Source organism: Allostella sp. (assembly GCF_041913585.1).
Taxonomy (GTDB): Bacteria; Pseudomonadota; Alphaproteobacteria; order ATCC43930; family Allostellaceae; genus Allostella.
The window spans coordinates 1-19,372 of sequence record NZ_JAYSFE010000060.1; the positions used below are offsets into that span (position 1 = coordinate 1).

Genomic DNA, 19,372 nt, shown 5'->3' on the forward strand with positions numbered 1-19,372 from the left:
TGCGGGGGGGGGGGGGCCGCCCCCCCCCCCCCCGGGGGGGGGTGGCGGGGGGGGGGGGGGGGGGGGGGGGGGCCCGGCGCCGCCGCCGAGGGCCTGGCATGGATCGAGCGCGCGACGGCGGGCGCCGCACCGCCGCCCGCCTGGCTCCTCGACCGCGCCGGCATCCTGCTCCGGGCCGGCCGGCGCGACGAGGCGGTGGCCGCGGCCCGGCGGCTCGCCGGACCGGGCGATCCGGCGCGGCTGGCCGCCGTCGGCGACCTCTTCATGGCGGCGCGTGCCTGGGCCGATGCCGCGGCCGCCTATCGCGCCGCGCTCGATCTCCGGCCGGACGCGATGGCCGCCTGGAACAATCTCGGCGGCGCCCTCCGCGAACTCGGGCGCCTGCCCGAGGCGGACGAGGCCTACCGCCGGGCGCTGGCCCTCGACCCCGGCCGCTACGAGGCCTGGGCCAACCTCGCCGCGACCCTGTCGCGCGCCGGGTCGACGGACGAGGCGATCGCCGCCTGGGAGCGCGCGGCCGCATTGCGGCCGGGAGACGTGGCGCCGGTGCGCGCCCTGGCCGGCCTGCTGCGCTCGGCCGGCCGGCATCGGGAGGCCCTGGCGGCCCACGAGCGCTGGGCGGCGCTGGCACCGGGCGAGGCTGCCGCGCATCACGGCTGCGGTATCCTTCTGGACGAGGCCGGCCGGCTCGAGGAGGGCATCGCGGCGCTCGAGCGGGCGAGCCGGCTGGCGCCGGACCATGCCGACCTGCACTACGATCTCGGCCGGGCGCTCCGCCGCGCCCATCGCGACCAGTCGGCGATCGCCGCCCTCCGCACCGCGGTCCGGCTCGACCCCGGCCATGCCGAGGCGCTGAGCGCGCTCGGGGCGGTGCTGTGGCAGGCGAAGAACTCGACGATGGCGCTGGAGGCGTTCCGGCGCGCCGCCGCCGCCCGGCCGGACCATCCCGAGGTGCTGGCGCGCCTCGCCAACGCGCTCCACGCCTTCGGCCGCCAGGACGAGGGCCGTGCCGTCTTCGCGCGCGCCCTCGCCCGCGATCCCGGCAACTGGTCGCTGCGCTACCAGGCCTGCGTCGCCCGTCTGCCGATCGTCTATCGCGACGAGGCCGAGCGACAGGCGGCGCGGCGGGACTATGCGCGCGAGCTGGCGGCGCTCGCGGCCGAGCCGCTGCCCGACGACGCGGCCGAGGTGGCGCGCCGGGCCGAGGCGCTGCATGTCCGGCAGCCCTTCTACCTCGCCTACCAGGGCGAGAACGACCGCGACCTCCAGGCGCTCTTCGGCGCCATGGCGTGCCGGATCATGGCCGCCCGTCTGCCGGCCTTCGCCGCGCCGCCGGAACCGCCCGGACTGGCGGCCGGCGAGCGCATCCGCGTCGGCGTGCTGACCGCCTTCTTCCGGCACCATTCGGTGTGGAAGATCCCGCTCCATTCCTGGCTCGCCGACCTCGACCGCGAGCGCTTCCAGGTGCTGGGCTACTTTCCGGGCGGCGAGGCCGACCGCGAGACGGCGACGGCCGAGCGGCTCTGCGACCGCTTCACGGCCGGGCCGTTCGCCGTCGACCAGTGGGCGCGGCGCATCCGCGCCGACCGCCTGCATGTCCTGCTGATCCCCGAGATCGGCATGGACGCGACCACGATGCAGCTCGCCGCCCTGCGGCTCGCGCCCGTGCAGGCGACGTCGTGGGGGCATCCGCAGACCTCGGGCATGCCGACCGTCGACGCCTTCCTGTCGAGCGACCTGATGGAGCCCCCCGACGGCGACCGGCACTATACCGAGCGTCTGGTGCGGCTGCCCGGCCTCTCCTTCCGCCGCAGCGTGCCGCCGGTCCGGCCCGAGCCGATCGGCCGCGCCGACATCGGGGTCGAGGAGGACGCCGTCCTCTACTGGTGCTGCCAGTCGCTCTACAAGTACCTGCCGGCCGACGACGGCGTCCTGGTGCGGATCGCGGCCGCGGTGCCTGGCGCCCGCTTCGTCTTCGTGGGCTACCCGATGGGCGATCAGGTCGGCGACCTCGTGCGCCGCCGCCTCGGCGCCGCCTTCGCCGCGGCCGGGCTCGATGCCGGGCGCCATTGCCGCTTCCTCGGCCACCTGCCGTCGGCGCGCTTCGCCGCGGTCGCGCGCCTGGCCGACGTCTTCCTCGATTCGATCGGCTGGTCGGGCTGCAACTCGACGCTGGAGAGCCTCGATGCCGACCTGCCGGTCGTCACCTGGCCGGGCCGGTCGATGCGGGCACGGCATTCCGCGGCGATCCTCCGCCTGATGGGGATCGAGGAGACGATCGCGGCATCGGCCGACGACTATGTCGCGCTGGCCGTCCGGCTCGGTCGGGACGCGGAGTGGCGGCGGGCGGTCCGTGGCCGCATCGCCGCCGCGCGGCACGTTCCGGCCGCCGACCGGAGCTGGCTGCCGGCGTTCGAATCCTTCCTCGCCGCGGCGGCGCACGGGCGCTCGAACTGAAGGGAGACGCAGCATGGACCGGTTCACGGGCGGTTGCCTGTGCGGCGATGTCCGGGTGGTGGCGTCGGGGCGGCCATACCGGGTCGGCCTCTGCCACTGCCTCGACTGCCGCAAGCACCATGGGGCGCTGTTTCACGCCTCCGCGGTGTTCCCGCAGGATGCGGTGACGATCGAGGGCGAGACGCGGGACTATGCCGGCCGGCATTTCTGTCCGCGCTGCGGCTCGTCCGTCTTCGGGCACAGCGCCGACGAGATCGAAGTCAATCTCGGCTGCCTGGATGCCCCGGACCAGCTGACGCCGACCTACGAAAGCTGGACCGTCCGCCGCGAGTCCTGGCTGCCGCCGTTTCCGCTCGCGCGGCGGTACGACCGCGATCGCGACCCCACCGGCCGCTTCGAGGGGTAGGCGCGGGGCGGGGCGGGCGAACGCCCGCGGACTTCGTCGCACCTGCAGCCGGCTTCGTCTTGGTCAAATCCGTCCGCACCGCCTAGGATCGGGGGACCATGAGCCTCGCCTGGTCCCTGCCGGTCCCGACCGTCGAAGAGCGCCACTACGGGCGCCCGATGCGCTGCTTCGCCGAGCGGCCGCGCAGCCTCCATGCGCTGTTCGCGGCCGCGGTCGCCCGGGCGCCGCAGCGCATGGCCGTGGTCGGCGAGCGCGGCCGGGCGACCTGGGCCGAGCTCGATGCCGATGTCGGCCGCGTCGCGGGCCAGCTCCAGCGCCGTGGCGTCATCCGCGGCAGCCGGGTGGCGATGCTGCTCGGCAACGGCCGGCCCTTCCTGTGGACCTTGTGGGCCTGCGCCCGGCTCGGCGCCATCGCGGTGCCGCTCGGGACCCGCCTCAAGGGCATGGAGATCGCCCACGCGATCAACGATTCCGGGGCCGAGGTGCTGGTCTTCGACGCCGAGCTCGCCGGCAATTTGCCACGTCCCTACGAGACGCCGATGCTGCGGCACCGCTTCGCCGACGGCGAGCCGGCGCCGGGCGCCCGACCGTTCGAGGACCTGCTGGCGCCGGTCGCGGCGCCGGTGCCGGCGGCCGTGTCGGAGGACGATCCGGCGGTCATCCTCTACACCTCGGGCACGACCGGCCGGCCCAAGGGCGCCATGCTGACGGGGCTCGGCATCGTCCATTCGGCGCTGCACTACCAGTATTGCCTGGGCCTCGCCGAGGGCGAGCGCGTGCTCCTCGCGGTGCCCGCCTCGCACGTCACCGGGCTGGTGGCGGTGCTGGCGGTGTCGACGCGCCTTGCCGGCACGCTGATCCTGATGAAGCGTTTCCAGGCGCGCAGCTTCCTCGACCTGGCGCAGCGCGACCGCATGACCTTCACCGTGCTGGTGCCGGCGATGGCCAACCTCTGCCTGCTCGAGCCGTCCTTCGCCCGCACCGACCTGTCGTCCTGGCGGGTGTGCGGATATGGCGGCGCGCCGATGCCGGAGGCGACGATCGCGGGCCTCGCGCGCCGGCTGCCGGGCCTGCGCCTCGCCAACCTCTACGGCGCCACCGAGACGACCTCGCCGACGACGATCATGCCGGACGGTGGCACCGCGCTCCGCCCCGACAGCGTCGGCCTGCCGGTGCCGCTGGGCGAGGTCCGGGTCGTCGACGAGGCCGGACGGGAGGTGCCGCCCGGCATCGCGGGCGAACTGTGGATCGCGGGGCCGATGGTGGTGCCGGGCTACTGGGACGCGGCGGAGGCGACGCGCGCCAACTTCGCCGGCCGCTTCTGGAAGTCGGGCGACCTCGGCACGGTCGATCCCGACGGCTTCGTGCGCGTCCTCGACCGCAAGAAGGACATGATCAACCGCGCCGGCTACAAGATCTACAGTGCCGAGGTCGAGAACGCGCTGGCCCACCTGCCGGGCGTCGTCGAATCCGCCGTCGTCGGCCGGCCCTGCCCGGTGCTGGGCGAGCGGGTGCATGTCTTCGTGCTCGCCGACCGGCCCGAGATCGACGCCGAGCGGGTGCGCGCCTTCTGCGCCGAGCGGCTCGCCGACTACAAGGTTCCGGAGACGGTGAGCTTCGTCCGCGAGCCCTTGCCGCGCAACGCCAACGGCAAGGTCGTGAAGACCGAGCTGCGGCGCCTGCTGGCGGAGCGCCAGCCGGCATGAGGCGGGCGGCGGCGCTGCTGGTGGCCGCCGTGCTGGCGGGGCCGGCCGCCGCCAACGATTCGACGGCGGTGCTGGCGGCCGGCGGCCTCGTCCTCACCCGCAGCGAGACGATCCGCATGGAAGGCGAGGACCTGCACGTCCGGCCGGAGGGGATCACGGTCCGCTACCGCTTCCGCAACACCGGCCCGGCCGACATCCGCACCCGCGTCGCCTTCCCCCTGCCCGAGATCGACCTGGCGCAGATGGCCGAGACACCGATCGCGCCGGGCGCCGCCGATCCCGACGATTTCGTCGCCTTCCGGGTCGCGGTCGACGGGGTGCCGGTGGCGGCGCGCCTGGAGATGCGGGCCTGGCGCCGGGGCCGCGAGGTCACCGACCTGCTCGCCGCCCATGGCCTGCCGGTCTCCCGCTTCCATCCCGACCTCTACCCGCGCCTGCGGGCGATGCCGGAGGCCGGCCGCCAGGCCCTGACCGCGGCCGGCCTCGCCGCCTGGGAAATGGGGGAGAACGTCTATCCCCTGTGGACGATGCGCGCGGCCTATCATTGGGAGCAGGTGTTCCCGGCCGGCCGGCCGCTCGCCGTCGAGCACCGGTATCGCCCCGTGGTCGGCCAGGGCTGGTTCGGCCAGTACCTGCTGGCCGACACCGAGGAAGGGCGGGCGTGGCGGCAGGACCATTGCGTCGGCCCCGGGGACCTCGCGCGGCTCCGGGCGAAGATGGCGCTGACGACCGCCATGGACCCCTACCGCCCGATGCGCAGCATCGCCTACGTGCTGACGACCGCCGCCAACTGGCAGGGCCCGATCGGCCGCTTCCGCCTGCGGGTCGAGAGCGACCGGCCGGACTCGGTCGTCCTCGGCTGCATGCTCGACATCGAGGCCGCCGACTTCCGGCCGGAGCGAGAGCTGGCGGTCGCGCTCGTGGACTAGGTCAGAAGGGCGGCAGGCGGTCGGCGTCGGCGGCGAAGATCCTCGCCTTCAGGGCCGGCCGGACGTCGGCGAGCTGCGCCTCCGGGTCGGGCAGGCCCATCGAGAAGGGCCAGTCGGAGCCGAAGAGGATGCGGTCCTCGCCGAAGACGGCGGCGGCCAGTTCCAGCGCCGGGGCGGAATGGGTGATGCAGTCGGCGCAGAAGCCGCGGAAGGCTTCGTCGGCCGGCCTCGCGCCGACATAGGCGCCGGGACGCCGCACCGTCTGGCCGCGGGTCAGGCGGCCGGCGACGGCGGGCGCGGTGCCGCCGCCATGGGCGAGGCAGACGCGCATCCGGCGGTGCCGGTCCATGATCCCCGACATGGCGAGGTGGGCGGCGGCGAGCGCCGTCTCCCCCGGGCCGCCCAGCAGGTTGTGCAGGAAGAAGGGGTCGAGCCGGCCGTCGCAGCCCTTGGTCGGATGCAGGAAGAGGAAGCCCGCCGCCCCGTCGAGCGCCACCCACAGCGGCTCGTAGGCCGCATCGGACAGGATCGACCCGTGCGTCGCCGAACCGGCGGCGGCGGCGAAGCGGACATGGCCCGCCGCCACCTTCTCCGCCACGATCCGGGCGGCGAGCCCCGGGTGCTGGATCGGCAGGTGGAAGAGCGGCGACAGCCGGTCGGGGAAGCGCCCCGCCATCGCCGCCAGGCCGTCGTTGACGTAGTCGTGCCAGACCCGGCTGGCCGCCTCGTCGAGGCCGAGCCGGTAGAGCGGGGGCGGGATCGAGATCCAGGCGCGGCCGACCCCGCGCTCGTCCATCCAGCGCACCAGCGCTTCGGGCCGGAACACCGAGGGCGCCGCCAGCGGCGCCCCGTCGATCACCAGCTTCGGCGCCGCCGGGTCCCACTCGATGCCGGGCAGGGCGGCGATCCGGTCGGGCAGGACCGGAGCGATGTGGGCATGGACGTCGAGCGCGATCGCGTGGGTCACGGCCGGTTCCCTTTCGGCATCAGTCCCCGAGGACCGACACGCGGCGGGCGGCGCCGGCGCGTTCGGCCTCCAGGTCGTCGAGGACGGCGCGGCTGGCATTGTGCCCGGCGAGGCCGGAGATGAAGTTGCCGGGCCAGGTGCCGTTGCCGCTGAGATAGAGGCCGGGCGTCGGCGTGCGGTAGGCGTGGAGGCCGGGCAGCGGCCGCATCCAGAACTGGTTCCAGGCGGCGAGGTCGCCATGGGTCATGTTGGCCTCGACCAGCCCGAACTCGCGCTCGAAATCCTCTGGGTCGAGGCAGCGCCAGTCGCGGATCAGGCCCGGCAGGTCCGGCATCCATTCGGCGACGGCATCGATGGTGCGCCGCGCCAGCCGCTCGCGCTCGACCTTCCACTCGCCCTCGGCCAGCCGATAGGGGGCGGTGCCGACGTTGAGGCTCATGACGTGCTTGCCGGCGGGGGCCAGTTCGGGCGCGGTCAGCGACGGGCAGAGGCCCCAGACGACCGGCTTGTCCGAGATGCGGCCCTGCTGCATCTCGGCGTGGCTCGCCTCCAGATAGTCGATCGAGGGGGCGATGCGGAACTGGGCCGAGGCGAGCGCGAGCGGGCAGGCGTCGGGCGGGGCGGCGCGCCAGGTGGGGACCCCGTCCAGCGCCAGCACCACCTTGAACGCCTTGCCGGTCATCGGCCGCCGCCGCATCTTGCCGCGCAGCGCCTCCCACCCGGCCTCGTCGCGCATCAGGTCGACGACGGTGCGGCGCGGATTGCAGGCGGCGACGACGATGGGGGCGAGGAACTCCTCGCCGGAGGGCGTGACGACGCCGGCGGCGCGGCCGCCGCGCACCAGGATGCGGTCGACCGGCGTGCCGGTGCGCAGTTCGACGCCGCGCGCGCGGGCCGAGGCCGCCATGCTGTCGACGATGGCACCCATGCCGCCCACCGGCATCCCCGTCGACCCGCGCAGCGGCATCCGGCGCGGGTCGTCCCCGGCCTCGGCCGCGAGCGAGGCCAGCGACAGCGGCCGGGTCAGCAGGTTGATCGGGGTCCCGGGCGTCGAGGGGGTGAAGTTGCCGCCGACGACCGCCATCGGGGCGACGATCGACTGGGTCTGCCAGGCGAGCTCGAACTCGTCGAAGAGGTCGCGGGCGCTGCCGAAGAAGATGCGCCCGAAGGCCTCCTGGTCGTCGGCGCTGGTGATGTTGCGCACCAGTTCCTGCAGCGAGGGCGGCTCGCGGAAGACCGAGATGCCGAGTTTGCGGGCGAAGGCTTCGAGATAGGCGAAGAGCGCGTCGTAGCGGGCGGATTCGCCGGGCGCGAAGCCCTCGATCTGCGCCTGGGTGCGGGCCTTGTCGCGCCAGCCGACGAAGAGCGAGCCGTCGGCCAGCGGATGGACCAGGGTCGGGTCGATCGGCTGGAACCGGAGCCCGAACCGTTCCAGTTCCAGGTCGCGGACGATCTTGGGTTCGAGCGAGCCCGGCGAGTTGGCGATCGTCGTGCGGTAGCCCGGCATGAACTCGACCGTGGCGACGGGTCCGCCGAGCCGCGGCCCGCTCTCCAGGACCGCGACCGAGAGGCCGGCGCCGGCGAGGTAGCCGGCGGCGACGAGGCCGCTGTGGCCGCCGCCGACGATGACGACGTCGAAACGATTGGCGGGCATGGCGGCGCTCGTCTCCCCGGGCGGGCGGTCAGGGAACCAGGTCGTTGGTGAAGTACTCGGCCGCCGGCTTGTCGCTCTTGATCTCGCCGACGCCGCGCAGCGTCGCGATCAGGGCCTCCCACTCGGCCGGCGTCGAGCGGCCCCAGTCGGGCGCGGTCGGCGACTGGCTCAGCTTCTGCAGGCCGGTCAGGTAGTCGACGCACTGGGCGAGGCTGCCCGCCACCTGGACCTTGGAGCGGATCAGCGTGCAGGCGCCCTCGGGGTCGGCGACGGCGTCGGCGAAGCCGCGCTTGGCCCCCTTGAGGACCGCGGTCACGGCCTTCGGGTTCTCCTTGAGGAAGGTCTCGTTGGTGGCGAAGCCGAAGCCGAGCAGGGGCACGCCGAAGGAGGCGAGTTCCATCACCTCGGGCTCGTGGCCGGCGCCGCGGACGATGGCGCGGAAGGCGTGGCTGTCGCCGCTGACGACGTCGACCTGCCCGGTCAGCAGGCCCGCGGTCTTCGAACTGGCGTCGAGCGAGATGACGTTGAGGGCGCTGTCCGGGATCTTGTTGGAGCGCTTGAAGATGGTGAGGCTGAGGCCGTCCGAGCCGCCCGGCGTGCTGCCGATCTTGAGGCCTTTCAGGGAATCCGGCCCCTCCAGCTTGACCCGGCCCTTGATGCCGACGAAGGAGGCGGAGGAGCGGTGCTGGTAGACCGCGACCACCTTCAGCGGCACGCCCTTGGCGATCGCGGCGGCGGCGTTGGTGACGTTGAGGTGGCCGATGTCGAAGCCGCGCTGGCCGACCAGGATGGCGGTGGTGTTGGAGCCGCGGCCTTGTTCGATCTCGACCTCGACCCCGGCATCCTTGAAGTAGCCGCGCTCCTGGGCGAGGAAGAAGGAGGAGTGGTAGGGCAGCCAACCCCAGTCCAGCACCATGCGGACCTTGGCGGTCTGCGCCTGGGCGGGCATGGCGGCGAGGAGGACCGCGGCGGCGGCCGCGGGCAGGAACGACTTCAGCGTCATCGTCGGTTCTCCCTGTTCCTTATGGTTCCGATCCGGAGCGGCCGCGCTGGCTGGCGTGCCACGGGATGGTGGCGCGCTCGAAGAACTCGGCCAGGTACCAGGTGAAGATGCCGAGCAGCGAGACCACGGTGACGGCGGCGAAGGCGACCGGCACCTCGAGGCTGCCGACCGACTGGATCAGCATGTGTCCGAGGCCCTTGTTGGAGGCGACGAACTCGCCGATCACCGCCCCCAGCGGTGCCAGCGTGATCGAGATCTTCACGCCCGCGATGATGCTCGGCAGCGCGCTCGGGATGCGGATCTTGCGCAGGAGCTGCCAGGAGCCGCCGCCCATCGAGCGGGCGAGCAGCAGGAGGTCGGGATCGGCGGAGCGCAGGCCGGCCACCGTGTTCACCAGCATCGGGAAGAAGGTGAAGACGACGACGAAGATGATGCTGCTCTTCAGTCCGAAGCCGATCCAGACCAGCAGCAGGGGCGCCACCACCACCTTCGGAATGGCGTGGAAGACGACGAGCCAGACATAGAGCACGCGCTCGACGAAGGGGGAGGCCGCGATCATCGCGCCGAGGCTGAGGGCGATCACGACGGCGATGACGAAGCCGACCGTCGCGGCGAAGGCCGTGTAGACGAGCTGGTCGAGCAGCAGGCGCCATTTCTCGACCATCACCATCGCCACCTCGCTGGGCGCGGGCAGGAGATAGGAGGGCAGGTCGAGCCAGCGCACCGCCAGTTCCCACAGCAGCAGGCCGCCGAGGCCGCTCGCGGTCGGCAGCAGGATGCCCCAGCCGCGGCCGGAAGCGCCCTGGCCGCGGATCCGGGCCTGCTGCGGGCGGACGCTGGCGAGCCGCCGGGCGTCGTCCGTCTGGTCGCTCTGGGTCCGGTCGGTCGCGCTCTGGTCGGCGGTGCTCATGCGGTCAGCACTCCCGAACGCTCGAACTGCATGCGGATGCGCCGTGCGATCGCCGCGAACTCCGGCTCCTCGCGGAGCGCCAGCGTGCGCGGCCGCGGCAGGTCGACGGCGATATCGTCGAGGATGACACCCGGCCGGCCCGACATCACCAGCACCCGGTCGGAGAGGAAGACCGCCTCCGGAATGCTGTGGGTGATGAGGACGGCGGTCGTCTTCGTCGTCTGCTGCACCTTCTGCAGCAGCACGCCCATCTGGTCGCGGGTCAGGGCGTCGAGCGCGCTGAATGGCTCGTCGAGCAGCAGCAGCCAGGGGTCGCAGAGCAGCGCGCGGGCGATGGCGACGCGCTGGCGCATCCCGCCCGACAGCTCCCACGGATGGCGGTCGGCGAAGTCGCCGACCCCGAGCTCGTCGAGGAGCGCCCGGGCGCGCCGGGCGGCGGGGCCGCGCGGCAGGCCCTTCATCTCGGCCGCCAGCAGCACGTTGTCGAGGATGTTGCGCCAGTCGAGCAGGAGGTCGCGCTGGAAGACGACGCCGATGCCGTCGACGCGATCGCCGACGGGCTGGCCGCGCACCAGCACCCGGCCGGCGCTCGGACGGTCGAGCCCGCCCAGGATGCGCAGGAGCGTGCTCTTGCCGCAGCCGCTCGGGCCGACGATGGTGGTCGTCCGGCCGGGCTCGATCGCGATGTCGACGGGGCCCAGCGCATGCACGGCGCGACCGCCGGTGCGGTAGGTGCGCGCGACGCCTTCGACGAGGACCTCGTGCATGGGGTGCTCCACCTCCTCGCGATCTGCCGGGGTCAGCCGAACACCTCCTCGTAGACCCGGAGCCAGTTGCCGTGCGCGATCTTCGCCACCTCGTCCGGCGAGAACCCGACCGCCGCCAGGCCCTGCTCGATCTTCGCGATGTCGGTGAGTGCGACGAACCAGTCCGGCGGCGGCGCCTTGCCCGGGCGCGACGCCGGGGAGGCGCCGAGATCGACACCGCGCGTCCACCGGCCCATCCGCATCCAGTCGTAGTCGGGCTTGGTGAAGTTGTGGCTGCGGTCGGTGCCGATCCCGACATGGTCGATGCCGGCGATCTCGACCGTCTTCATCACCATTTCGCACCACTTCTCCACCGTCGCGCAATAGTCGTCGCCGGTGATGTTGCGGTAGGTCGCGCAGCCGATGACGCCGCCATTGTCGCGCAGCGCCCGGATCACGTCGTCGGTCTTGTTGCGCTTGTGTGGAAAGAGGCTGTCGGCGTTGGCATGGGTGATCGCGACCGGCTTCTTCGAGAACCGGATCGCGTCCATGGTCGTGCGGTTGCCGACATGCGACAGGTCGACCAGCATGCCGCAGCGGTTCATCTCCTGGATGACCTGGCGGCCGTAGCGGGCGAGGCCGGAATCCTCGTCCTCGTAGCAGCTGCCGCCGAGCGAGTTCTGGTTGTTGTAGGTGAGCTGGACGCAGCGCACGCCGAGCTCGGCGAACATCTCGACCAGCCGCACCCGGCCCTGGAAGAGCTCGGCGTTCTGGTAGCCCATCAGGAGCGCGGTGCGCCCCGAGGCGACGATGGCGCGGATGTCGGCGGCGGTGCGGGCGGTCCCCACGAGGTCGGAATTGGCGGCGACGAGGTCGCGCCAGCGGGCGAGCGAGTCGAGCGATTCGACCGCATCCTCCCAGAAGCCGCAGGTGACGGTGACGCAGCCGACGTCGGCCTGGCGCAGGTCGGCGAAGGTCTCCCGCGTGAAGTGTCCGCACTGCAGTCCGTCGATCAGCATGCCTTCTCAACCTCCGCGGGACGGCCAATGCCGTGTAATCGTTTACTCGACCGGCAGTGTGATGGCCGGTCGAGCGATCTGTCAATGCCCCTCCTTCGGGGCGATCTCACGCCGAGCCGCGCCGCAGCAGGGTGCGCGGGATGATGGTCAGGGCCGGGACGTCGCGGCCGGCGAAGAGCCCGGCCATGCGCTCGGCCACGGTCGCCGGGTGGACGCTGATCGTGGTCAGCGCCGGCCGGACGTGGGCGCCCCAGTCGATGGCGCCGAAGCCGACGACGGCGACCGCGTCGGGGATGGCGAGGCCGCGGTCGAGGATCGCCGCCATCGCGCCCAGCGCCAGTTCGTCGCTGCCGCACTGGATGGCGCGGAAGCGGCGGCCGGCATCGAGCGCCCGGCTGGTCGCCTCGTAGCCGGCGGCGAAGCGGTAGGAGACGTCCCAGACGAGGTCGCGGTCGATCGCGATGCCGGCGCCGGCCAGGGCCGCGGCATAGCCGCGATAGCGCTCGGTTCCGACCGCCGAGCCGGTGAGGCGGCCGAGATAGGCGACGGGCGCCCGCCCGCTCGCCAGCAGGTAGTCGACGGCGCGGCGGGCGGCCGCGCGCTCCTCATGGACGATCGAGGGGATGCCGTCGCGGTTGAGGCGCTGGCCGATCGAGACCACGGTCATGCCGCCCGCCTGCAGCTGGCGCAGCTGCGGCCCGACCGTCGCCATCGGCAGGACGTCGGTGGTTGCCAGAGCGACGCCGCGCAGCCCCATCGCCGGCGCCGCCTCCAGGATCGCCGCCAGGCGCTCGGCCGAATGGTCGAGGTTGTAGAGCATGAGGTCGAGCCCGATGGCGCCCAGTGCCGTCTGGACGTGCTTGGTCAACGCCGAATAGACGTTCTGCTCGATGTCGCCGACGAGCAGGCCGACGGCGGTGCCGCGGCCGCGGCGCAGCCCCTGGGCCATGCGGTTGGGGTGGAAATCGAGCGCGCGCACGGCCGCGAGCACGCGCTCGCGCGCCTCCTCGCCGACATTGCCCTTGCCGCTGAGCACGCGCGAGACGGTGGCCGTGGACACGCCGGCCAGGCGCGCCACGTCCAGGACGGTGGCCATGGGGACTCGCTCGGATGGTCGAACCCTGAGCGCGCCTTCTAGCACCGGGAGGCGGCCCGGGGCGACAGGCGGCGGCCGTCCGCCGCCTGGCCCGGGGCGGGCCCTATTCCACCGCCTTCGCCACCAGGGTGCCGACGAAGCCGTCGAAGTTCCGCTGGGCCTCGGCCGGGAAGGGCTGGTCGTGCCGCCCGAAGACCCGTTCGGACAGGTCGCGGCCGGTGCTGCGCGTCACGAAGACGCGGCCCGAATCGTCCTCCCAGACGAGCACCCGCATCGGCAGGTCGATCGCCAGCGTCGGTCGCGCCTGCATCGCCCCGGTCCCGGCGGCGGGATTGCCGAAGAGGAGGACGCTGCGCGGCCGGAGCGCGAGGCCGACCTCCCGGGCGGCGGCCGCATGGTCGATCTCGGCGAACACCTTCCAGCCGGCCCCGCGGACGGCCGCCGCCAGTCGCTGCACCGTCTCCGGTGCGCCGTGGCGGCTCTCCCGCGTCTCCAGGCCCGGGTCGGCGGCGACGGCCGGGATTCCGGGGACCATCAGCAGCCCGATGGCGATGGTACGGCGCAGCCACTGCATGGACGGTATCTCCTTCACCGGGTTGGCGGACTGCCGTTCGGGCCGGTCAGGCCGGCCGCGTCGCGCCCGCCAGGGGACTGGAACCGGCGCGGCGGTCGGGCGCGGCCGCCGGGCGGCGGCCGCGGTCGAGAACGGTCGCGACCCGCCAGAGGATCGCCGCCCCCGCCAGCATCATCGGCGGTTCCAGCCACCACGCGGCGCCGGGGGCGGCCTCCATCGCGGTGCCGACCGCCCAGGACAGGAAGATGCCGACGCAGAACACCTGCAGGCTGTGCCGGCCGATGACCGCGACGGCGGACGCGATGGCGGAGTGCATCCAGCGGGCGTTGGCCGGCACCAGGACGACGACCAGGTAGGCGAGCGCCAGGGCATGGGCGATCCGGGCCGGCGCCAGCGAGGGCTTGTCCATGATCCGGGCGAGGTCGATCTCGGGGCCGGGCACCCAGCCGCGGCCCGCGAGCCGCAGCCACAGGGCGAGGACGACGATCACGGCGGCGCCGGCGACCAGCAGCGGGATCGGCCGCAGCGCGGTTCCGGTCAGCAGCGAGCGGCGGCCGAAGAGCGCTCCCAAGAAAAAGAGGGTCTGCCAGGCGAGCGGATTGAAAGCGGGGTCGGGATGGCCCGGCGCCGGAACGTCCCAGCCCCAGGCGTGGACCCCGAGATAGAGCAGCAGCGGCAGGGCGAGCGCCGCTGCGCCGATGCGGTCGACGAGCCAGAGAAAGGCCGGCAGCGCCAGCATGCACCAGACGAAGATCGGCAGCGTGTCCATGAAGGCCGGGCGGTAGAGCATCGCCAGCACTGCCGGCAGGGCCGCGGCCGGCGCCTCGAACAGCCAGGCGAAGCCGTATCCGGCGACCTCGCCGCCGATCCCGAGCACGGTTTCGGCGAAGAGCGCGAGCAGGGCGAACAGCGCGAAGACCACGAGATGCGTGCGATAGAGCCGCCCCGTCCGCCGCAGGAAGTCCATGGTCGCCGAGCGGTGCCCGTGGCGGAGCGCGTTGCGCGCATAGAGCGACCCGAGGACCGCGCCGGACATCAGCAGGAACTGCTCGGAACTGTCCGACAGGCCCCACTGCCCATGGATCAGCCAGGCGCCGGCGAAGGTCGCCGCCGAATGCGAGGCGAAGATGAAGAGCTGGAGGAGCCCGCGCACGATGTCGAGGCGCTGGTCTCGCGCCGGCCGCGGTGGGAGCGACTGGGGCATGGGCTGGCGTTCCCTGTCACAGATCCTTGGGCGCGACGTGGCGGATCCGCGGCCAGTTGGTGTCGGCCCGACCGATGTTGCCCGGAACGTCCTGGAGCCAGCGCCGATGCGGGTCCTCCGCGACGTTGAGGTAGAGCTTGCCGTCGACGATGCGCCAGAGCTTCGGGTCGCCGTCGAACTTGCGTTCGAGGGACGCGCCCATGGCGCAGAAGCCGCCATAGGCCGGGACGTACTTCGCCGGATCCTGGCGGAAGGCGGCGAGGTTGGCGGCATCGGCGAAGCGATAGGTCGCCCCCTCGTGCTCGGCCGTGAACTCCGGCGACCCCAGGGTCGGCTGGCCGGCGGTGAAGTAGGCGACCGGATCGTAGCCGCGGATCGCCAGCCCGGACTTGTCCGTGTTGACGGCGCTCGTCGAGGTCTCGTCATAGGCCATCGCCGGCATGATCGCGGCCGGCGCCGCGGCAGCGGCCGCGAACAGGCCGAGAGCGACGACGGCTCGGCGGGCGCCGGCGAGGATGGGATTCGGCATGGAATTCACTCCCAGGTGGCGGCGCGCGGTACGGACGGTCGTTCGCGCGCTCTGACCGGGTGTTCGCGCCGGGCCGCCCGGCGGTTACCGGCATCACGGCCAAGTGATCGCCGGTGGTCAGTCCGCCCGGAGCCGCCGGCGGAGGCGGAGACCCAGCCAGCAGCCGGGCAGCGCGGCGGCGACCCAGACGAGCCCGTGCAGGCTGGCCGACGAGGCGCCGCCGACGAAGGCGCCGACGTTGCATCCGAACGCGAGCCGGGAGCCGATCCCCATCAGCGCGCCGCCCAGCGCCGCCGCGAGCGCCGCCCGTCGGCCGATCGGCGCCTGGTGGCGCAGGCGCCCCGTCGCGGCCGCCGCGACCAGGGCGCCGAGGATGACGCCGGCGTCGCCGGCCGAGGCGTGCATCGCCAGGAGGGGTCCGCGCAACGCGTCGGCCATCGCCGGATCGGACCAGAACGCGCTGCCGGAGAGGTCGATGCCGACGGCGCTCAGCGCCTTCGCCCCCCACAGCGTGAAGCCCATGGTGATGCCCCATGGCTGACCGGAGATCGCGAAGATCACGGCCGCGACACCGCCGATGAGCGCTCCCTTCGCGATGCCGGCGCCGGACGGGCGGGCGCCGCGGAGGACGGCCAGCGCGGCGGCGAGCAGCAGGCCTTCGGTCGCTGCCAGCCCGCCCCAGGGACCGAGCGTCTCCGCGAGATCGACGGCGGCGAAGGAGGGCAGGGCGAGTGCGGACGGCAGGGCGAGGCTGCCGACGACGCCGCCCAGGCCGAAGAAGGGCAGCGCCACCAACATCCGGCGCGAGCCGCGACCCGCGGCGACCAGCGCGCCCGAGCCGCAGCCGCCGGCGAGTTGCATGCCGACGCCGAAGAGGGCGGCGCCGCCGACCAGCGAGAGCCCGAGCGGAGCCACGAAGCGCTGGTAGCCTTCGACCATCGTGCCGACCGGAACCACGACCAGCGCGGCGACCGCAGGGACGACGAAGGCGGCGCCGAGGGCGCGGCCGTCGCCCCGCTCGACGAAGGACCGGAAGCCGCCGGTGAAGCCGAAATCGAGCAGCACGAACGCCGCGCCGATCAGCATCGTCACCGCCAGCAGCGGCAGCAGGGCGGGGTCGGGAATGCGCGATGCCGCGGCGATGGCTGCCGCCGCGCCGGCCAGACCGAGCGCCGTCGCCGGCCAGTTCGGCCGCGTGCCGTCCACGATGGGGATGTCCGCCATGTCGCTCCCGCGTCCGATCCGCCGTTCCCGCGCCGGGATGCAACCCCCGGGGCGCCACCGATCGGCTTCGCCCGGGCGCCCGGCAACGTTACTCCGCTTCGCGCCGGAGGCCGTTGCCCGACGCGCGCCGCGAGCGATAGAGTTGAAGCACGAACGAAAGACGTCGGCGGCGGGTACCCGTCCAAGGCGCGCGAAGCACCGGGGGAGACGCGAGGGGGCCCATGGGCGACACGCTGGCATGGCGGCTGAAGTTCGGCGTCGTCACACCGTCCACCAACACGGTCGTGCAGCCGGAATACGACGACCTCCGTCCGCCGGGCGTCACCAACCATATCGGCCGCATGCACATCGCCGACCGCCCGGTCGACAGCGACGCCGACTTCGAGGCGATGATGGCCGGCATCGACGAGGCGCTGGAGGACGCGATCGAGCGCGTCATGACCTGCCGGCCGGATCATCTCATCCTCGGCATCTCGGCCGAGAGCATCTGGGGCGGCGGCCTCGCCCCCAGCCGCGCCATCGCCGAGCGCGTGCGTCGCCGGTTCGGCGACATCGGGCTGACCCAGGCGGCCCAGGCCCTGCCGGCCGCGCTCCAGGCGCTCGGCGTGCGGCGGCGCATCTCCCTCGTCACGCCCTATTTCCCGGTCGCCGACCCGCACATCCGCGGGTTCGTCGCCGAACTCGGGCTCGAGGCGGCGCGGCTCTGCCATCTCTCCTGCCGCAGCCCCGTCCTCATCGCCCACACCAGCGAGGACGACCTGCGGCGGGCGCTGCGCGAGGTCGACGGTCCGGACGTCGAGGCGATCGTGCAGTTCGGGGCCAACCTGCCGATGGCGCGGCTCGCCGCCGAAGCCGAGCGCTGGCTCGGCAAGCCGGTCATCGCCGTCAACGTCGCGACCTACTGGCATGCGCTGCGAAGCTGCGGCATCGCCGACCGCAAGCACGGCTTCGGCCGGCTGATGTGGGAGTGCTGAGCGGCCGTGGTGCCGACCTGGAGAGGAGTGCCGATCGGATGAGTACGAGCGTGCCCGGCGCGGCCCCGGCCTGCCCCGGTCCAGACCCGAACCCGCGCCCGCCGGCCGAGCGGCTGCCGCCCGGCTCGGTCGACTGCCACAGCCACGTCTTCGGGCCGGTGGATCGCTACCCGTACGCCGCCAACCGCGGCTACACGCCCCCCGACGCGTCGCTCGACGACTACCGCCGGATGTTGTCGACGATGGGCTTCGACCGCGCCGTCATCGTCCAGCCGAGCGTGCTCGGCACCGACAACCGCTGCACCATGGATGCGGTGGCGGCGATGGGCGGCGCCTTCCGCGCCGTCGTCGTCATCGACCCGACGATCGGCGACGCCGAATTGCAGGCGCTCGATGCCGGCGGTGCCCGCGGCGTGCGCTTCAACCTCAACAATCCGGGTGGCCTGCCGCTGGAGGCGGTCGACGCGGTGGCGCGGCGCATCGCGCCCTTGGGCTGGCACCTGCAGTTCTTCGCCGACCTCAACCTCTATCCCGAACTGGTCGAGGTGATGCGGCGCCAGCCGGTGCCGGTGGTGGTCGACCACATGGGGCACCTGCGGCCCGAGCGCGGCCTGGCCGACCCCGGCGCCAAGGCGCTGCTGGCGCTGCTGGGCGAGGGGCGGGCGTGGGTCAAGATCTCGGGTGCCTACCGCTGCTCGTCGTCGGAGGTGCCGTATCGCGACACCACGGCGATCGCCCGCGCGCTCGTCGACGCCGCCCCCGATCGCGTGGTCTTCGGCACCGACTGGCCGCACCCGGCCTACGACCGGCCGATGCCGAACGACGGCGACCTCGTCGACCTCTTCAACGAATGGGTGCCCGACCCGGCCCTGCGGCGGCGCATCCTCGTCGACAATCCGGAGAGGCTCTACCGCTTCTGACGCCGAAGACGAAACGAACCCGCGAGACAGCGGACACCACGGGAGGAACCATCATGAAGAGACGCACCGTTGCGGCCGGCATCCTGGCGCTGGCCGGCGCCGCACTGGTCGCCGGCCCGGCGCTCGCCCAGGGCAAGGCGGCGACCCTCCGGATCGGCTGGACCAGCACCGATTCGCCCCAGGACCCCTACGGGATCGCGGCCAACCTCTTCAAGCAGAAGGTCGAGGCGCTGGTGCCGGGGAAGGTGCAGGTCAACCTCTTCCCCAACCGCCAGATCGGCGACGAGAAGGAGCTGCTGGAGGGCATGCGCTTCGGCACCGTCGACATGGGCGTCATCACCAACGCGGTGGTGGCCAACCTCGAGACGGGCTTCCAGGTCAACGACCTGCCGTTCCTCTACGCCGACGAGGCCCAGGCCCACCGCGTCCTCGACGGGCCGGTCGGGCAGGAACTGAAGGACCGCCTCGCCAAGAAGGGGGTGATCGCCCTCGGCTTCATGGAGGGCGGCTTCCGCAACATGATCAACAACAAGCGGCCGGTCGTCAGCCCCGACGACGTCAAGGGCGTGAAGTACCGGGTGATGCAGAACCCGGTCTTCATCGACATGTTCTCCTCGCTCGGCGGCAACGCCGTGCCGATGGCCTGGGCCGAGGTCTTCACCGCGGTCCAGCAGGGCGCGATCGACGGGCTGGAGATCCCGGTCGCCGTCATCGACGCGACGAAGTACTACGAAATCACCAAGTACCTGTCGCTGACCAACCACACCTACTCGATGATCGCGCTCCTCGTTTCCAAGCGCAGCTTCGACAAGCTGCCGAAGGACGTGCAGGAGGCGGTCCGCAAGGCCGGCGCCGAGGCGACGGTCGAGCAGCGCCGCATCGTCGGCGCGCAGTCGCAGAAGATCATCGCCGACCTCGGCCAGAAGGGCATGCAGGTCAACAAGATCGGCAACCCGGCCCAGTTCCGCCAGAGCGTGAAGCCGGTCTACGAGAAGTTCCGGCCGAGCATCGGGTCCGACCTCCTCGACAAGGTCGTGGCGGCCGTCCAGTGAGC

At 73.0% G+C, this 19,372-nt stretch carries 18 protein-coding genes; 7 read left to right on the plus strand and 11 right to left on the minus strand.

Going from position 1 to position 19,372, the window contains the following annotated elements; genetic code table 11:
• The first annotated feature begins 195 nt into the window (after window positions 1-195).
• From ACE3Q3_RS12920 to ACE3Q3_RS12935, 4 genes are all read left to right on the plus strand, one after another.
• The gene (locus ACE3Q3_RS12920) at window positions 196-2,457 is read left to right on the plus strand and encodes a tetratricopeptide repeat protein (RefSeq protein WP_374446687.1); all 2,262 of its coding nucleotides are present in this window, start codon (window positions 196-198) and stop codon (window positions 2,455-2,457) included.
• A gap of 13 nt (window positions 2,458-2,470) precedes the next feature.
• Window positions 2,471-2,863, plus strand: coding sequence for a GFA family protein (locus tag ACE3Q3_RS12925; RefSeq protein WP_374446688.1), 393 nt, complete (start codon window positions 2,471-2,473; stop codon window positions 2,861-2,863).
• 98 nt (window positions 2,864-2,961) lie between these two features.
• Entirely contained in the window at window positions 2,962-4,569 is a 1,608-nt protein-coding gene (locus ACE3Q3_RS12930) for a class I adenylate-forming enzyme family protein (protein ID WP_374446690.1), read from the plus strand.
• Window positions 4,566-5,498, plus strand: coding sequence for a DUF4424 family protein (locus tag ACE3Q3_RS12935; RefSeq protein WP_374446692.1), 933 nt, complete (start codon window positions 4,566-4,568; stop codon window positions 5,496-5,498). The genes ACE3Q3_RS12930 and ACE3Q3_RS12935 overlap by 4 nt, the downstream gene beginning before the upstream one ends.
• 1 nt (window position 5,499) lies before the next feature.
• Here ACE3Q3_RS12935 and ACE3Q3_RS12940 read toward each other — a convergent pair whose 3' ends face one another.
• The 11 genes from ACE3Q3_RS12940 to ACE3Q3_RS12990 form a co-directional block, all read right to left on the minus strand.
• The gene (locus tag ACE3Q3_RS12940) at window positions 5,500-6,465 is read right to left on the minus strand and encodes an amidohydrolase family protein (protein WP_374446693.1); all 966 of its coding nucleotides are present in this window, start codon (window positions 6,463-6,465) and stop codon (window positions 5,500-5,502) included.
• Window positions 6,466-6,484: 19 nt separating this feature from the next.
• Window positions 6,485-8,119 (minus strand): phytoene desaturase family protein, encoded by a 1,635-nt coding sequence (locus tag ACE3Q3_RS12945; RefSeq protein ID WP_374446694.1) that lies wholly within the window; start codon window positions 8,117-8,119, stop codon window positions 6,485-6,487.
• Window positions 8,120-8,147: 28 nt separating this feature from the next.
• Entirely contained in the window at window positions 8,148-9,122 is a 975-nt protein-coding gene (locus ACE3Q3_RS12950) for an ABC transporter substrate-binding protein (RefSeq protein ID WP_374446695.1), read from the minus strand.
• Between the two features lie 19 nt (window positions 9,123-9,141).
• A complete protein-coding gene (locus tag ACE3Q3_RS12955) occupies window positions 9,142-10,032 on the minus strand; it encodes an ABC transporter permease (RefSeq protein WP_374446697.1) in 891 nt (296 codons plus the stop codon).
• Complete coding sequence (locus tag ACE3Q3_RS12960) at window positions 10,029-10,799, minus strand: ABC transporter ATP-binding protein (protein WP_374446698.1); 771 nt, start codon at window positions 10,797-10,799, stop codon at window positions 10,029-10,031. Before ACE3Q3_RS12960 ends, ACE3Q3_RS12955 begins: the two co-directional genes overlap by 4 nt.
• 32 nt (window positions 10,800-10,831) lie before the next feature.
• Complete coding sequence (locus ACE3Q3_RS12965; protein WP_374446699.1) at window positions 10,832-11,797, minus strand: dipeptidase; 966 nt, start codon at window positions 11,795-11,797, stop codon at window positions 10,832-10,834.
• Window positions 11,798-11,903: 106 nt separating this feature from the next.
• A complete protein-coding gene (locus ACE3Q3_RS12970; RefSeq protein ID WP_374446700.1) occupies window positions 11,904-12,893 on the minus strand; it encodes a LacI family DNA-binding transcriptional regulator in 990 nt (329 codons plus the stop codon).
• A gap of 103 nt (window positions 12,894-12,996) precedes the next feature.
• Window positions 12,997-13,467, minus strand: a complete 471-nt coding sequence (locus ACE3Q3_RS12975) for a DUF302 domain-containing protein (RefSeq protein ID WP_374446702.1) — start codon at window positions 13,465-13,467, stop codon at window positions 12,997-12,999.
• Window positions 13,468-13,513: 46 nt separating this feature from the next.
• The gene (opgC, locus tag ACE3Q3_RS12980) at window positions 13,514-14,671 is read right to left on the minus strand and encodes an OpgC domain-containing protein (protein ID WP_374446703.1); all 1,158 of its coding nucleotides are present in this window, start codon (window positions 14,669-14,671) and stop codon (window positions 13,514-13,516) included.
• A 16-nt stretch (window positions 14,672-14,687) separates the two neighbouring features.
• On the minus strand, window positions 14,688-15,200 hold the full coding sequence (locus ACE3Q3_RS12985) for a YHS domain-containing (seleno)protein (protein WP_374446705.1): 513 nt from the start codon (window positions 15,198-15,200) through the stop codon (window positions 14,688-14,690).
• A gap of 117 nt (window positions 15,201-15,317) precedes the next feature.
• Window positions 15,318-16,424, minus strand: coding sequence for a YeeE/YedE thiosulfate transporter family protein (locus ACE3Q3_RS12990; RefSeq protein ID WP_374446707.1), 1,107 nt, complete (start codon window positions 16,422-16,424; stop codon window positions 15,318-15,320).
• Between the two features lie 221 nt (window positions 16,425-16,645).
• Here ACE3Q3_RS12990 and ACE3Q3_RS12995 point away from each other — a divergent pair, with 221 nt between their 5' ends.
• The 3 genes from ACE3Q3_RS12995 to ACE3Q3_RS13005 are packed head-to-tail and all read left to right on the plus strand — an operon-like array spanning window position 16,646 to window position 19,370.
• On the plus strand, window positions 16,646-17,398 hold the full coding sequence (locus ACE3Q3_RS12995; RefSeq protein WP_374446709.1) for an arylmalonate decarboxylase: 753 nt from the start codon (window positions 16,646-16,648) through the stop codon (window positions 17,396-17,398).
• 38 nt (window positions 17,399-17,436) lie between these two features.
• A complete protein-coding gene (locus ACE3Q3_RS13000) occupies window positions 17,437-18,318 on the plus strand; it encodes an amidohydrolase family protein (protein ID WP_374446711.1) in 882 nt (293 codons plus the stop codon).
• Between the two features lie 53 nt (window positions 18,319-18,371).
• A complete protein-coding gene (locus ACE3Q3_RS13005; RefSeq protein ID WP_374446713.1) occupies window positions 18,372-19,370 on the plus strand; it encodes a TRAP transporter substrate-binding protein in 999 nt (332 codons plus the stop codon).
• The last annotated feature ends 2 nt before the right edge of the window (window positions 19,371-19,372 follow it).

Bases quoted from the DNA above. Each gene is read 5' to 3' on its own strand.
- ACE3Q3_RS12925 (WP_374446688.1), top strand. From the start codon at position 2,471: ATGGACCGGTTCACGGGCGGTTGCCTGTGCGGCGATGTCCGGGTGGTG.
- ACE3Q3_RS12930 (WP_374446690.1), top strand. From the start codon at position 2,962: ATGAGCCTCGCCTGGTCCCTGCCGGTCCCGACCGTCGAAGAGCGCCAC.
- ACE3Q3_RS12935 (WP_374446692.1), top strand. From the start codon at position 4,566: ATGAGGCGGGCGGCGGCGCTGCTGGTGGCCGCCGTGCTGGCGGGGCCG.
- ACE3Q3_RS12945 (WP_374446694.1), bottom strand. From the start codon at position 8,119: ATGCCCGCCAATCGTTTCGACGTCGTCATCGTCGGCGGCGGCCACAGC.
- ACE3Q3_RS12950 (WP_374446695.1), bottom strand. From the start codon at position 9,122: ATGACGCTGAAGTCGTTCCTGCCCGCGGCCGCCGCCGCGGTCCTCCTC.
- ACE3Q3_RS12955 (WP_374446697.1), bottom strand. From the start codon at position 10,032: ATGAGCACCGCCGACCAGAGCGCGACCGACCGGACCCAGAGCGACCAG.
- ACE3Q3_RS12960 (WP_374446698.1), bottom strand. From the start codon at position 10,799: ATGCACGAGGTCCTCGTCGAAGGCGTCGCGCGCACCTACCGCACCGGC.
- ACE3Q3_RS12965 (WP_374446699.1), bottom strand. From the start codon at position 11,797: ATGCTGATCGACGGACTGCAGTGCGGACACTTCACGCGGGAGACCTTC.
- ACE3Q3_RS12970 (WP_374446700.1), bottom strand. From the start codon at position 12,893: ATGGCCACCGTCCTGGACGTGGCGCGCCTGGCCGGCGTGTCCACGGCC.
- ACE3Q3_RS12975 (WP_374446702.1), bottom strand. From the start codon at position 13,467: ATGCAGTGGCTGCGCCGTACCATCGCCATCGGGCTGCTGATGGTCCCC.
- opgC (WP_374446703.1), bottom strand. From the start codon at position 14,671: ATGCCCCAGTCGCTCCCACCGCGGCCGGCGCGAGACCAGCGCCTCGAC.
- ACE3Q3_RS12985 (WP_374446705.1), bottom strand. From the start codon at position 15,200: ATGCCGAATCCCATCCTCGCCGGCGCCCGCCGAGCCGTCGTCGCTCTC.
- ACE3Q3_RS12990 (WP_374446707.1), bottom strand. From the start codon at position 16,424: ATGGCGGACATCCCCATCGTGGACGGCACGCGGCCGAACTGGCCGGCG.
- ACE3Q3_RS12995 (WP_374446709.1), top strand. From the start codon at position 16,646: ATGGGCGACACGCTGGCATGGCGGCTGAAGTTCGGCGTCGTCACACCG.
- ACE3Q3_RS13000 (WP_374446711.1), top strand. From the start codon at position 17,437: ATGAGTACGAGCGTGCCCGGCGCGGCCCCGGCCTGCCCCGGTCCAGAC.
- ACE3Q3_RS13005 (WP_374446713.1), top strand. From the start codon at position 18,372: ATGAAGAGACGCACCGTTGCGGCCGGCATCCTGGCGCTGGCCGGCGCC.